The sequence below is a fragment of the Stenotrophomonas sp. NPDC077421 genome, from assembly GCF_049545505.1.
GTDB classification, from domain to species: domain Bacteria; phylum Pseudomonadota; class Gammaproteobacteria; order Xanthomonadales; family Xanthomonadaceae; genus Stenotrophomonas; species Stenotrophomonas nematodicola.
In genome coordinates, this window is record NZ_JBMWDP010000030.1 from 1 (window position 1) to 13,619 (window position 13,619).

Annotated in this window: 15 protein-coding genes; 6 read left to right on the top strand and 9 right to left on the bottom strand. The window is 67.4% G+C overall.

The genetic code is table 11. The features are described from left to right. From ACPEH1_RS15090 to ACPEH1_RS15110, 5 genes are all read right to left on the bottom strand, one after another. On the bottom strand, positions 1-680 hold a 680-nt coding region (locus ACPEH1_RS15090), incomplete at its 3' end, for a citrate/2-methylcitrate synthase (RefSeq protein ID WP_423716006.1). A gap of 319 nt (positions 681-999) precedes the next feature. Beyond that, entirely contained in the window at positions 1,000-1,266 is a 267-nt protein-coding gene (locus ACPEH1_RS15095) for a type B 50S ribosomal protein L31 (RefSeq protein ID WP_017356718.1), read from the bottom strand. Between the two features lie 108 nt (positions 1,267-1,374). Beyond that, on the bottom strand, positions 1,375-2,313 hold the full coding sequence (locus ACPEH1_RS15100) for a nucleoside hydrolase (RefSeq protein ID WP_017356717.1): 939 nt from the start codon (positions 2,311-2,313) through the stop codon (positions 1,375-1,377). A 75-nt stretch (positions 2,314-2,388) separates the two neighbouring features. Continuing rightward, the gene (recG, locus tag ACPEH1_RS15105) at positions 2,389-4,500 is read right to left on the bottom strand and encodes an ATP-dependent DNA helicase RecG (protein WP_136002974.1); all 2,112 of its coding nucleotides are present in this window, start codon (positions 4,498-4,500) and stop codon (positions 2,389-2,391) included. A gap of 7 nt (positions 4,501-4,507) precedes the next feature. Further along, positions 4,508-4,894 (bottom strand): RidA family protein, encoded by a 387-nt coding sequence (locus tag ACPEH1_RS15110; RefSeq protein WP_017357262.1) that lies wholly within the window; start codon positions 4,892-4,894, stop codon positions 4,508-4,510. Positions 4,895-5,090: 196 nt separating this feature from the next. Between ACPEH1_RS15110 and catB the strand changes: the two genes are divergently transcribed. Beyond that, the gene (gene catB / locus ACPEH1_RS15115) at positions 5,091-5,723 is read left to right on the top strand and encodes a type B chloramphenicol O-acetyltransferase (RefSeq protein ID WP_136002972.1); all 633 of its coding nucleotides are present in this window, start codon (positions 5,091-5,093) and stop codon (positions 5,721-5,723) included. A 55-nt stretch (positions 5,724-5,778) separates the two neighbouring features. Here the strand turns inward: catB and ACPEH1_RS15120 are convergent, their stop codons facing one another. The 4 genes from ACPEH1_RS15120 to ACPEH1_RS15135 form a co-directional block, all read right to left on the bottom strand. After that, entirely contained in the window at positions 5,779-7,938 is a 2,160-nt protein-coding gene (locus ACPEH1_RS15120) for a RelA/SpoT family protein (protein ID WP_017357260.1), read from the bottom strand. 129 nt (positions 7,939-8,067) lie between these two features. Next, the gene (rpoZ, locus tag ACPEH1_RS15125; RefSeq protein ID WP_017357259.1) at positions 8,068-8,367 is read right to left on the bottom strand and encodes a DNA-directed RNA polymerase subunit omega; all 300 of its coding nucleotides are present in this window, start codon (positions 8,365-8,367) and stop codon (positions 8,068-8,070) included. A gap of 112 nt (positions 8,368-8,479) precedes the next feature. Then, positions 8,480-9,145 (bottom strand): guanylate kinase, encoded by a 666-nt coding sequence (gmk, locus tag ACPEH1_RS15130; RefSeq protein WP_017357258.1) that lies wholly within the window; start codon positions 9,143-9,145, stop codon positions 8,480-8,482. Next, a complete protein-coding gene (locus ACPEH1_RS15135; RefSeq protein ID WP_017357257.1) occupies positions 9,142-10,002 on the bottom strand; it encodes a YicC/YloC family endoribonuclease in 861 nt (286 codons plus the stop codon). Before ACPEH1_RS15135 ends, gmk begins: the two co-directional genes overlap by 4 nt. Positions 10,003-10,123: 121 nt before the next feature. Between ACPEH1_RS15135 and rph the strand changes: the two genes are divergently transcribed. Genes rph through hemW form a run of 5 tightly spaced genes read left to right on the top strand, consistent with a single transcriptional unit; the run spans position 10,124 to position 13,608 of the window. After that, positions 10,124-10,852, top strand: a complete 729-nt coding sequence (gene rph, locus ACPEH1_RS15140) for a ribonuclease PH (RefSeq protein WP_423716007.1) — start codon at positions 10,124-10,126, stop codon at positions 10,850-10,852. Further along, complete coding sequence (locus tag ACPEH1_RS15145) at positions 10,849-11,235, top strand: VOC family protein (RefSeq protein WP_017357241.1); 387 nt, start codon at positions 10,849-10,851, stop codon at positions 11,233-11,235. The genes rph and ACPEH1_RS15145 overlap by 4 nt, the downstream gene beginning before the upstream one ends. Next, entirely contained in the window at positions 11,232-11,825 is a 594-nt protein-coding gene (gene rdgB, locus ACPEH1_RS15150; RefSeq protein WP_017357242.1) for an RdgB/HAM1 family non-canonical purine NTP pyrophosphatase, read from the top strand. The genes ACPEH1_RS15145 and rdgB overlap by 4 nt, the downstream gene beginning before the upstream one ends. After that, positions 11,822-12,394, top strand: a complete 573-nt coding sequence (locus ACPEH1_RS15155; protein WP_287250953.1) for a hypothetical protein — start codon at positions 11,822-11,824, stop codon at positions 12,392-12,394. Before rdgB ends, ACPEH1_RS15155 begins: the two co-directional genes overlap by 4 nt. Further along, on the top strand, positions 12,391-13,608 hold the full coding sequence (gene hemW, locus ACPEH1_RS15160; protein ID WP_017357244.1) for a radical SAM family heme chaperone HemW: 1,218 nt from the start codon (positions 12,391-12,393) through the stop codon (positions 13,606-13,608). Before ACPEH1_RS15155 ends, hemW begins: the two co-directional genes overlap by 4 nt. Positions 13,609-13,619 lie beyond the last annotated feature (11 nt).

Consider the following 13,619-nt stretch of genomic DNA (forward strand, 5'->3'; position numbering starts at 1 on the left):
AGGATGAACAGCAGGTCCAGTGCCTTGACCACGTCCGGGTTCAGGTCGTACTGGCCGTCGGCGGACTCGAAGGTCTGCTTCAGGAAGCGGCTGACGTAATCCAGCGAGGTGTCCGGCGTGTTGGCCGGCAGGCCCTTGCCGTGGCGGTAGATCAGCGCGGACAGCGTCGGCACCTTGGCGATCAGGCGCACGGCGGCCTGGCGGCGCTGTGCCGCGTCGGACAGGTCCAGCGACGCGTGGTAGATGCCCGACAGCTGCGCGATCGCGGCCGCCAGGATGGCCATCGGGTGGGCATCCTTGGCGAAGCTGGCGATCAGCGTGTTGATCGACGCATCGACGTTGGCCTCGGCGGCCAGCTCATCGGTGAAGGCCTTCAGCTGCGCGGCGTCCGGACGCTCGCCGTTGATCAGCAGGTAGACCACTTCGACGTAGCTGGACTTTTCCGAGAGCTGCTCGATGGGGTAGCCGCGATACAGCAGCACGCCCTTGTCGCCGTCAATGTAAGTAATGGCGGACTTGCAGCTGGCGGTGGCGGTGTAGCCGGAGTCGTAGGTGAAGAGACCGGTTTCCTTGGTCAGCTTGGAGATATCGACGCAATCGTTGCCAAGCGTGGGTTTGATGACCGGCAGAACAACCGACGTATCGCCGGCGTTGAGCGTGACCTGATCAAGATCGGACACTGTGTGCGCTCCTCAGGGGAAGGCGCCCACCCAAGCGCATGGGGCAGGCACGTGAAGGAAGTCCACAGCCTCTGCTGTGGATCACGTCATTATCGCACAGCACCATTTGCCACGCCCTAGGACGGAAGTCGTAGACGCAGGGCGTGCGCGCCCCGCTCCAGCAGGCATTCGCGGCTGCCGGGCCGACCGGCATGGACACTGCGTTGCTGCTGCGGCAACAATTTATGAACTGCCGTTCATTCGCCAGCAGGGTTCAAACAGGCAAAAAAAAACAACGGCCGCCTGGCGACCGTTGTTTTCATGCAGCAGCGTGGACCGCTTATTCGGCAGCAGCAGCCGGAGCCGGCTTGCCGAAACGCTTCTGGAACTTGTCGATACGGCCGCTGGTGTCGATCACCTTGTGCTTGCCCGTGTAGAACGGGTGCGAAGCGGACGAGATTTCGATCTTGACGAGCGGGTACTCCTTGCCGTCTTCCCACTGCACGGTTTCTTTCGTCGCCATGGTGGAGCGGGTCAGGATCTTGAAATCAGAGGTAACGTCCTGAAAAACGACGTCACGGTAGTTCGGATGGATATCGGCCTTCATGGACACACCGTAGAGAATATGAAAAACGTAAGCGCGGCATTATAGTCCCGGCGCCCTTCCAGGGCAAGCCGGGACCTCCGCTACATGAACAGGCCTGCCGTGGCGGCCTTACCGGACCCCGAGGGCGGCCCGGACCTGGGCTTCAAAGCGCCCCTGGTCGTAGGCCATCAGCAGCTGGGTATTGTCCGGCTGCCCCGTCTGGCGGTTCCAGTCGACAATGGTAGCACCCCGGCTGTGGACACCGGCCAGTTCCACGTTCAACGGACGCGATTCAACCCGGATCGCCCCCTCCGGCTGCAGCGCCCAGGCCATCGCCAGGGCGTCGGCCGCAAACCAGCGCTCGCCGCGGCTGTCTTCGGACCACAGGCGGGTCTGGCGCGAGATCAGTTCGTAGAAGCGCGCCTTGTCGCTGTCGGCGGCCAGCCATTGCTCGACGTCCTTGTGCAGCAGGCCGTGGGCCACGGTGGCTTCCCAGTCCGCCACTTCGATCTGCGGGAAGCCGGTGAACACCACGTGCGCCGCTTCCGGATCGAAGGCGATGTTGAACTCGGCAGCCGGGGTGATGTTGCCGTGGCAGGTCACCGCCCCGCCCATCACCAGGAAGCGCTTCACGCGCTGCGGCAAGGTGGGGTCGAGCTTCAGCGCCAGCGCCACGTTGGTCAGCGGGCCCAGCGCGACCAGGAACAGCTCACCGGCGTACTGGTGCGACAGACGCAGGATCGCCAGCGCGGCATGCTCGGCCTCGGCGGTGCGGGCAGCGGGCGGAAGGTTGACGTCGCCGAAGCCATCGGCGCCATGCACGTGGGCGGCATCCACCGAGGGGTGCAGCAGCGGGTCGGCGCAACCGGCGAACACCGGCACATCGTCGCGGCCAGCCACTTCGCACAGTTTCAGGGCGTTGCGGACCGTGTGGTCCAGGCCGACATTGCCGGCGGCGATGGTCAGGCCAACGATCGCGTGGCGTTCATCGGCGAAGGCCATCAACAGGGCCAGGGCGTCGTCGACACCCGGATCGGTGTCGATCAGCAGCGGAATCTTCTTGGTCATCTTTGCCGTCTTGATAATCGGCAAGGGACTTTCGCACCCTGTCATGACAAATACAAGGCGGGGGCTGACGCCCTGTCAGGCCGCCGCGTAGCGCACCGCCGAGCCGATCCAGCGCCGCACCACGGTGTCGGCCACCGCAGGCGCTTCGGCGAGCAGGCGCTCGGCCAGTGCGTGCACGCCGGGCAGCAGGTCGGCGTCTCGCGCCAGGTCGGCCATGCGGAACGCGGCCAGACCGGTCTGCCGGGTGCCGAGCAGTTCACCGGGGCCGCGCAGCTCCAGGTCCTTCTCGGCGATCAGGAAGCCATCGTTGGTCTGGCGCATGGTCTCCAGCCGCGCACGCGCCATGTTCGACAGCGGCGCCTGGTACAGCAGCACGCAACGCGACACCGCCGATCCGCGCCCGACCCGCCCGCGCAGCTGGTGCAGCTGCGCCAGGCCGAGCCGCTCGGCGTTTTCGATGATCATCAACGATGCATTGGGAACGTCCACGCCGACCTCGATGACCGTGGTGGCCACCAGCAAGTCGATCTCACCGGCCTTGAACGCAACCATCGTGGCCAGTTTTTCGCTGGCCTTCAGCCGCCCGTGCACCAGCCCCACGCGCACGCCCGGCAGCAGCGCCTGCAGCGATTCGAACGTGGCCTGTGCAGGCGTGGCATCGAGCTCCTCGCTCTCTTCGATCAGCGTGCACACCCAGTACACCTGCTGCCCTTCGGCACAGGCCACCGCGATGCGCTGGATCAGGTCCGGGCGCCGGTCGTTGTTGAGCGCGACGGTCTGCACCGGCGTTCGCCCCGGCGGCAGCTCGTCGATCGCCGAGACATCCAGGTCCGCGTACTCGGACATCGCCAGCGTCCGCGGAATCGGCGTGGCGGTCATCACCAGCTGATGCGGCACGCTGCGCCCGTCGGCGCCCTTGTCGCGCAGTGCCAGCCGCTGATGCACGCCGAAGCGGTGCTGCTCGTCGACGATGGCCAGCGCCAGATCCTTGAACACCACGCTGTCCTGCATCAGCGCATGGGTGCCGACCACGACCTGCGCCTCGCCCGAGGCCACTTCGGCCAGCACCTTGGCGCGCGCCTTGCCCGTGACCTTGCCGGCCAGCCAGGCCGTGCGCACGCCCAGGGGGTCGAGCCAGCCGCGCAGGTTGTTCAGATGCTGCTCGGCGAGCAGTTCGGTCGGCGCAGCCAGCGCCACCTGCTTGCCCCGCTCCACCGCCAGCATCGCCGCCATCGCCGCGACCACGGTCTTGCCCGAGCCGACGTCGCCCTGCACCAGCCGCAGCATCGGATGCGCCTTGGCCAGGTCCTTGCGGATCTGCTCGTACACGCGCTGCTGCGCACCGGTCAGCCGGAACGGCAGGCTCTCGCGCAGCCGCTCGACCAGGGCACCCTGTCCGCGCAGCGAGGGGGCGTGGTGCGCCTGCAGCGCCATGCGCTGGCGGCGCAGACTGAGGTGGTGCGCCAGCAGTTCCTCGATGGCCAGTCGACGTTGCGCCGGGTGGCGGCCGGCGGCCAACGCAGCCAGGTCCGCATCCGGCGGGGGACGGTGCACGGTCAGCAGCGCGGCGCGCAGTGACGGCAGCCCCAGCCCGGACAACCAGTCGGGCGGGAGCAGTTCCAGCGCGGCCTCGTCGGGCAGGCGATCCAGTGCCAGCCCGATGAACCGGCGCATCGTGGCCGGCCCGACGCCCTCGACGGCCGGATAGACCGGGTCGAGGCGGTCACCCAGTTCGTCATCCTCGTGGCTGCCCAGCACGCGGTAACTGGGATGCACGATCTCCAGGCCAAGCTGGCCCGGTTTGGCCGTGCCATAGCAGCGCACCCGCGCGCCCACCGCGAACTGCGCCACCTGCTGGGCGCGGAAGTGGAAAAAGCGCAGCAGCAGCGTGCCGTACGAGTCGTCCTCGATGGCCACCTTCAGCATCGGTCGCCCGCGGAACCCGCGCTCCACCGCGCTGACCCGGCCCTCCACCTGCGCGGCCATGCCGGGCTGGAGCTGGGCGATGGTGGTCAGCCGGGTGCGGTCTTCATAGCGCAGCGGCAGATGCAGCCACAGGTCCTGCAGCGAGGACAGGCCGCGCGCCGCCAGCTTGGCGGCCACGGCCGGGCCGACACCGGCCAGCATCGCCAGAGAGGCGTCGCCGGAAGGCGTCAGGGCCGGGGTGACCGCCGACTTGCGTGCCACGTGGGGGTCAGTCGATGACCATCACCGCGTCGACCTCGAAGTTGGCGCCCTTCGGCAGGCCGGACACTTCGATGGTGGAACGGGCCGGGAACGGGGCCTTGAAGTAGTCCTGCATCACCGCATTGACCTTGGCGAACTCGGCCAGATCGGTCAGGTACAGGCCCAGGCGGACCACCTTGTCCAGCGAGCCGCCGGCTTCTTCGGCCACGGCCTTGAGGTTGTCGAAGGCGCGGCGCGCCTGTGCTTCGATGTCGCCCGCGCCGACGATGTCGCCGGTGGCCGGGTCCAGCGGAATCTGGCCGGAGAAGTACACGGTGTTGCCGGCGCGCACGGCCTGCGAGTACGGGCCGATGGCGGCAGGCGCCTTTTCGGTGTTGATGATCTGGCGGGACATGGTCGCTCCGGTACTTGGAAAAACAGAGCGGTGATTGTAGCAACCCGGTAGCGCCGGGCCATGCCCGGCGACGTTTGGTTCATGCCGCGCTGCACGCTCGCCGGGCATGGCCCGGCGCTACCGGTGCACCATCCACTCATGGCCTCCGGGCCGGGCGCATCCGTAGACTGGCTGCTGATTCCTGTGGGACCAAGCCATGGCAAACGTCTTCGACTCCCCCTTCAAGGGCAAGCTGCTGACCGAAATGGTCACCAACCCCAACATCCTCGTCGGCCGCTACAGCTACTACTCCGGCTATTACCACGGGCACGGCTTCGACGACTGCGCGCGCTACCTGCTGCCTGATCGCGACGACGTGGACAAGCTGATCATCGGCAGCTTCTGCTCGATCGGAAGTGGCGTCAGCTTCATCATGGCTGGCAACCAAGGCCACCGGCACGATTGGGCATCGACGTTTCCGTTCTTCTACATGCAGGAAGAGTCGGCCTTTGCCGCGGCCAATGACGCCTTCAGGCCGGCCGGTGACACCGTGATCGGCAACGATGTGTGGATCGGCGCCGAGGCGATGATCCTGCCGGGACTGCGCATTGGCGATGGTGCCGTGATCGGTAGCCGGGCACTGGTGACCCGCGACGTAGCGCCCTACGCCATCGTGGGTGGCAACCCGGCCAAGGTGCTGCGCAGCCGGTTCGAAGCGGAGGACATCGCGCGGTTGCTGGAAATGGCGTGGTGGGAGTGGCCGCTGGCGCAGATCAAGGCGGCGATGCCGTTGCTGACCGCTGGGGATATCGGCGCGCTGCATGCCTACTGGCGCAAACACGTCGCGTGATGTTGCGGGGGTCAGAGCCCTCTCCGTTGGAGAGGCATCCGACCCCGGGTTCGCGTTACTGGCGGCGCACCGACTGCACGACCGACAGGCGGCGCAGGCGCCGCATCACTTCGGCCAGATGGTTGCGGTCGCGCACCTGCACGTTGAAGCACAGCACGGCCGCGTTGAAGTCGCGGTCCAGGTAGTCCACCCGCTCGATGTTGGAATGGCTCTGGGCGATCGCGGCGGCCAGCTGCGCCAGCACGCCGGTCCCGTTCTCGACCTCGACCACCAGCGAGGTGTCGTAGTCGCCGGACACCGTGGTGTCCCAGCCGATCGGCACCCAGCGTTCGGGCGACTTGCGCAGCTCGGCCAGGTTCGGACAGTCCATGCGGTGCACCACGATGCCCTTGCCGGCGGTGTGGTAGCCCATGATGTCGTCGCCCGGGATCGGCTGGCAGCAGTTGGCGAAGGTGACCACACCGCGCTCGCTGCCGTTGATCAGGATCTTCTCCTGCGAATGCCGGGAATGCGCGCCGCCGCGCAGCTCGGCATAGGCCATCAGCGCCTGCGCGGCCTGGTTGGGCATCCAGTTGCCCAGCGCCACTTCGGCCAGCAATGCCTCCAGGCGCGGATAGCGGTGCTCGGCCAGGAAGGCATCGAGGCGGCCCTTGGGCAGCCGCTCCAGCGAGCTGTCCATCGCCTCCAGCGCGCGGTCCAGCATGCGATGGCCCAGCTGCACGGCGTCTTCGTGTTCGAGCTGTTTGAGCTGGTGGCGGATCGCGGTACGTGCCTTGGAACTGACCACGAACTCCAGCCACTGCGGCTTGGGCGTGGCCGAACGTGCGGTGATCACCTCCACGGTCTGGCCGCTGACCAGCTTGGTGCGCAGGGGAACCAGCTTCTTGTCCACGCGCGAGGCCACCGCCATGTTGCCCACGTCGGTGTGCACGGCATAGGCGAAATCGAGGGCGGTGGAGTTGCGCGGCAAGGCCAGGATCTTGCCCTTCGGGGTGAACAGGTACACCTCGTCCGGGAACAGGTCCACCTTCACGTTGTCGAGGAACTCCAGCGAGGAGCCGGCGGCGCGCTGCGAATCGATCAGCTCCACGATCCATGCATGCGCACGGCTCTGCGCGCTGTTGGGCGAGTCACCGCCGAACTTGTAGGTCCAGTGCGCGGCCACGCCGCGCTCGGCGATCAGATCCATTTCCTCGGTGCGGATCTGCACCTCGATCGGCGAACCATACGGCCCGAACAGCACCGTATGCAGCGACTGATAGCCGTTGGCCTTGGGGATCGCGATGAAGTCGCGGAAGCGCCCGTCCAGCGGTTTGAAGGTGGCGTGCACCGCGCCCAGCGCGTGATAGCACTGCGGCACGCCGCGCACCACCAGGCGGAAGCCGAACACGTCCATCACCTGGTCGAAGGATTTGTTCTCGTCGCGCATCTTGTTGTAGATGCTCCACGGGGTCTTGATGCGGCTGACCAGGCGGTGCTCCAGCCCTTCCTTGGCCAGGCGCTGGCTCAGCTGCACTTCCACCTGCGCCATCGCCTCGCGGCGGACCACCGGCTGGCTGCGGATGTGCTTTTCCAGGATGGCATGGCGCCACGGATACAGCGCCTTGAAACCCAGGTTCTGCAGCTCGCTCTTGACCAGGCTCATGCCCAGGCGCTGTGCGATCGGGGCGTAGATCTCCAGTGTCTCGCGCGCGATGCGGCCACGCGCTTCGCGGCTCTGCGCGCCCAGTGTGCGCATGTTGTGCAGGCGGTCGGCCAGCTTGATCATGATCACGCGCAGGTCGCGCGACATCGCCAGCAGCATCTTGCGGAAGCTCTCGGCGGCCGCTTCCTGGCGGTCGCGGAACTTCAGCTTGTCCAGCTTGGTGACACCATCCACCAGTTCGGCCACGGCCTCGCCGAATTCGGCGGCCAGTTCCTCGCGGGTCAGCGGGGTGTCTTCGATGGTGTCATGCAGGATCGCGGCGATCAGCGCTTCCACGTCCAGGCCCAGCTCGGCCAGCACCTGCGCCACCGCCACCGGATGGGTGATGTAGGGCTCACCGGATTTACGGGTCTGGCCGGCGTGCGCCGAGGCCCCCACTTCCCAGGCGCGGCGCAGCAACGGCAACTGCTCCGGCGGCAGGTAGTGCGCCGCGCGTTCGAGCTGGAGGACATAGTCGGGTACGGCCGCGCCGGGGGGCGAGGCGACCTTGGCAGTGGGGCCTGGATTCATGGTCAGAAGACTATTCCAGCCACGTGATAACGGCAAATTATTGCGTCATGGCCGAACCCTGCCCCTCACATGCAGACAGCCCGCCAAGGGCGGGCTGTCTGGGGCAACAACGATGCATCGCGCGGGCGATCAGTCGTCGTTCTTGGACATGTCTTCGTCGGCAACGACTTCGGCAGCAGCCCATTCCAGTGCTTCACGCTCGGCACGCTCGCGCTCGGCCTTCTCGACTTCGTCGATCAGGGCGTTGTCGATCTTGCGGGCGGCAATCTCGCGCAGCGCCAGCACGGTCGGCTTGTCGTCGGTTTCGCTGTTGTCCAGGGTGGCCTGGACGCCATTGGCCAGCTGACGGGCGCGCTTGGACGCCATCATGACCAGCTCGAAACGGTTGTTCACGACTTCCAGACAATCTTCTACGGTGATGCGGGCCATGCGGGCTCCCGGCAGCCGGCGAGGGCTGCTCAATCGAATGAGGGAAAGGGGACGGATTGTACCGGCGGGGGCTGGACAAAATCAAGCCAACCCGCTACCCGCCCCTTGTGAATCAGTCAGTTGTGGCCGCATCCTGGGTCAGGAGGGCCTGAATCAGGCCCGCATGGCGGACCTTCTGGGCCTCCCGCCGCAGCCGGCTGGCGGTGAAGATGGCACACAGCTCGTCCACGGCGGTCTCGAACACCTCGTTGACGATCACGTAGTCGAAGTCATTGAAATGCAGCATTTCCTCGCGTGCGGCCGCCAGGCGCTGGGCGATCACCGCCTCGCTGTCCTGCCCACGCTTGCGCATGCGGTCTTCCAGGGCCTGCCGGGACGGCGGCAGGATGAATACCGTGACCGTACCGGGCACCAGCTGGCGCACCTGCTGGGCGCCCTGCCAGTCGATCTCCAGCAGCACGTCCTGGCCGGCGGCCAGCTGCGGTTCCACCGACTGCCGGGCAGTGCCCTTCCAGTCGCCGTGCACCCAGGCATGTTCGAAGAAATCGCCGGCGGCGATCATGCGCTCGAACTCCGCGGCACTGACAAAGTGGTAGTGCTCGCCGTTGATCTCGCCGGGGCGGGTCGCACGCGAGGTGAACGAGATCGACAGGGCGATCTGCGGGTCGCGCGCCAGGGTGGCATTGACGATGCTGCTCTTGCCGGCCCCGGAGGGCGCGGCCACGATGTACAGGGTGCCGCGTGCGGGCTCGGCGGTCGGCATGGGCTGGCTGCTCATTCGATGTTCTGCACCTGTTCGCGGATCTGGTCGATCAGCACCTTCAGTTCGACAGCCGCGTTGGACGTGCGGCTGTCCACGGACTTGGAGCCCAGCGTATTGGCTTCGCGGTTGAACTCCTGCAGCAGGAAGTCCAGGCGGCGGCCGACCGGCTCGCGCTGCGTCAGCACGCGGCGGATCTCCACGATATGGCTGCCGAGGCGGTCCAGCTCCTCGTCCACGTCCAGCTTCTGCAGCCACAGCACCAGTTCCTGCTCGGCGCGACCGGGATCGACCGGATGCGGCAGATCGGCCAGGCGGGCCGACAGCTTGGCGCGCTGGCCCTCGCGGATCAGCGGAATCAGCGTGGTGACCTCGGCGGCGATGCGCTCCACGCCGTCCACGCGCTCCTGGATGGCCGTGGCCAGCTTGTCGCCTTCACGCTCACGCGCGGCCACGAAGCCGTCCAGCGCGGTATCCAGCAGCGCCAGCGCCTCGGCCTGCAGGGCCGCGGCATCGACCGCTTCGCCCTGCATCACGCCCGGCACCTGCAGCAGTTCGGTGAAGCTGACCTGCAGGCTGGGGAACCCGGGCGCCAGGCGCCGGGACAGCTCGCCCAGTTGGGCCAGCAGCGCGTCGTTGACCACCAGCGCACCGGTGACCTCCGGGGCACGCAGGCGCACCACCAGGTCGATCTTGCCGCGGCTGCAACGGGAAGCGACGCGCTCGCGCAGCTGCGGTTCCAACGCACGCAGTTCTTCAGGCAGGCGCACGCCCACCTCCAGGAACCGGTGGTTGACCGAGCGCAGCTCACAGGCCAGCGTGCCCCAGCGGGTGGCGCGCTCGCCGCCGGCATAGGCGGTCATGCTTCGAATCATGCGGGTTTCCGGTGCTCTCAAAGTGCAAATGGTACCCTAGCGGTCTTCTCACGGCCTCCTCGCCCGCCGGTCTCCGGCCCGGGCGCGGTTCCGCATCCCCCGTCCTACCCGGAAGCCAAGCATGTCCGATCCCCGTCCCAGTGGCCGCCAGGCCGACCAGCTGCGCGAAGTGCGCATCGAGCGCGCCTTCACCCGCCATGCCGAAGGCTCGGTGCTGGTCAGCTTCGGTGAGACCCGCGTGCTGTGCACCGCCAGCGTGGAAAACCGCGTGCCGGGTTTCCTGCGCGGCAAGGGCGAGGGCTGGGTGACGGCCGAGTACGGCATGCTGCCGCGTTCGACCCACACCCGTAACGACCGCGAAGCCGCCCGTGGCAAGCAGGGCGGCCGCACGCTGGAGATCCAGCGCCTGATCGGCCGCACCCTGCGTGCCTGCATCGACCGCGGCGCGCTCGGCGAACGCACCATCACCCTGGACTGCGACGTGCTGCAGGCCGACGGCGGCACCCGTACCGCGGCCATCACCGGCGCCTACGTGGCCCTGGTGGACGCGGTGAACTTCCTGCTCAAGCGCGGCGACATCAAGCGCAACCCGATCGTCGGCGCGGTCGCGGCGGTCTCCGTCGGCGTCTACCGCGGCACCCCGGTGCTGGACCTGGACTACGCCGAGGACAGTGACTGCGATACCGACATGAACGTGGTGATGAACGACGGTGGCGGCTTCATCGAGCTGCAGGGCACCGCCGAAGGCCATGCCTTCCGCCGCGACGAACTGGACGCGCTGCTGGCACTGGCCGAGACGGGCATCCACGCGCTGTTCGCGGCACAGCAGGCCGCCCTGGCATCGGCATGAACCGGCGCATCGCCCTGACCACGCTGGTGGTGGCCGATTACGATGAGGCCATTGCCTGGTACACCGGCAAGCTCGGCTTCACCCTGATCGACGACATCGACCAGGGCGACAAGCGCTGGGTGGTGGTCGGCCCGACCGACGGCAGCGCCGCCGCCCTGCTGCTGGCCCGCGCCAGCAATGACGAGCAGCGCGCACGCATCGGCAACCAGACCGGGGGCCGCGTCGGTTTCTTCCTGAACACCGATGACTTCCACCGCGATCATGCCGCCATGACCGCGCAGGGCGTGGTGTTCCTCGAACCCCCGCGCGAAGAGGCCTACGCCACCGTCGCGGTGTTCGCCGACCTGTACGGCAACACCTGGGACCTGCTGGAGCCGAAATGAAGACACTGGTACTGGCCAGCGGCAACGCCGGCAAGCTGAAGGAACTGCAGGCCATGCTCGGCGACCTGCCGCTGCAGATCGTGGCGCAGGGCGAGCTGGGCGTGGAGGATGTGCCCGAAACCGGCCTGACCTTCGTCGAGAACGCGCTGATCAAGGCCCGCCATGCGTGCGCCAGCACCGGCCTGCCGTCCCTGGCCGACGACTCCGGCCTGATCGTGGACGCGCTGGATGGCGCGCCCGGCCTGTACAGCGCGCGCTATGCCGGCAGCCCGACCAACGATGCCGCCAACAACGCCAAGCTGCTCGAGGCGATGCGCGATGTGCCGGCCGAACGCCGTACCGCGCGCTTCTACGCGGTGATCGTACTGCTGCGCCACGCCAACGACCCGCAACCCGTGATCTGCGAAGGCAGCTGGGAAGGAACCATCATCGATGCGCCACGCGGCAGCAACGGGTTTGGTTACAACCCGGTGTTCCTGGACCCGGTCCGCGGCCTGACCGCGGCGGAGATGGACCCGGCACAGAAGAACGCCATCAGCCATCGGGCCATCGCACTGGCCAGGCTGCGCGGATTCCTCGCCAGCGCATGAGCGACGGGGCGCGCCGCGAGTTCCATGCGAACGGACGCAGCTTCCAGGTGCTGCTCGCCCTGCTGATGCTGGGCGTCCTGGTCGTGATGGGCGGTACGTCCCTGCTCGGATCGGACAGCAGCGACCCGGCGCATCGGACCCCGTGGGGCTTCCTGTTCGGCCTGGTCGGCAGCATGTGGCTCCTGCTCGGCGTCGTGTTCGCGGTAATGAGCCGGCAACGCGTGGTCATCGGGACCGATGGCCATATCGAGGTCAAGAGCGTGCTCAATGGCTTCCGCACGCGGCGCTTCCATGTCCGTGAGGTGGCCGCGCTGCACTTTGGCAACTGGCAACACAGCACCCAGTCGGTGGTCAGCGAACTGGGCGTGGCCCTGCGCCCCGCTCCACACCGGCAGTGGCAGCATGTGCGGGTGATGAACACGCACGTGGCCGACGGGGGTGCGCTGGTACTGTTCCGCGCCATCGCCGCTGCGGTGCACGCCGCCCAGCCCGAGCTCTCCCTTCCCCGCGAACTGACGCCTGACAACGGCGCCCTCTCCCCGAGCCACGCCGCACGGCAACGTCCATGAACACCCCCTGCAATCACCTCCCCGGCGAAGCCTGCACCGACCACGATCACGATCATGAGGCGCGGCTGGTCCCGCCGCCGCTGTCGCTGTACGTGCACCTGCCCTGGTGCGTGCGCAAATGTCCGTACTGCGATTTCAACTCGCATGCGGCCAAGGGCGAACTGCCGTTCGACGCCTATATCGATGCGCTGATCCGCGACCTGGACCAGGACCTGCCGCTGGTCTGGGGCCGGGTGGTCAACAGCGTGTTCTTCGGTGGCGGCACGCCCAGCCTGTTTCCGCCGGACGCGATCGACCGCTTCCTGCAGGCAGCGGCTGCGCGGCTGCGCTTCGCACCGAATCTGGAAGTCACCCTGGAAACCAATCCGGGCACCGCCGAGCACGGCCGTTTCGACCGCTACCGCGCGGCCGGCGTGAACCGCATCAGCTTCGGCATCCAGACCTTCAACGACGAGGCGCTCAAGCGCCTGGGCCGCATCCACGACAGCGGCGAGGCCGAGCGCGCGGTCAAGCTGGCGCAGGACGCCGGCTACGACAACTTCAACATCGACCTGATGTACGCGTTGCCGCAGCAGACTCTGGGCCAGGCCGAGCACGACCTGGAACGCGCGTTCGCGCTGCAGCCCACGCATCTGTCGCATTACCAGCTCACCCTGGAGCCCAATACGGTGTTCTTCGCCCGGCCGCCGCAGGGCATCCCGGACGAGGATTCGGCGTGGGACATCCAGGAGCACTGTCAGCGTCTGCTGGCCGACGCCGGCTATGCGCAGTACGAGGTCAGCGCCTATGCGCGCCCGGGACGGCAGAGTGCGCACAACCTGAACTACTGGCGTTTCGGCGATTACCTGGGCATCGGCGCCGGCGCGCACGGCAAGATCAGCAGCGGCGCCGGGCAGAACGTGCTGCGCCGCTGGAAGCACAAGCATCCGCAGACGTTCATGGAGACCGCCGGCACGGCCGCATCGATCGGCGGCGACGACATCATCGATGCCGACCGCCTGCCCTTCGAATACATGCTCAACCTGTTGCGCCTGCACGAAGGGTTTGGCCTGCGCGATTTCGAATCGCGCACCGGGTTGGCGCGGGCACAGATAGCCGCACCGTTGCAGACTGCAGTAGCGCGCGGGTGGATGACCATGACAGGCGACCATGCGCAGCCCACCGAACTGGGCCGGCGCTTCACCAACGACGTCGTCGAACTGTTCCTCCCCTGACGCCGGGTTCT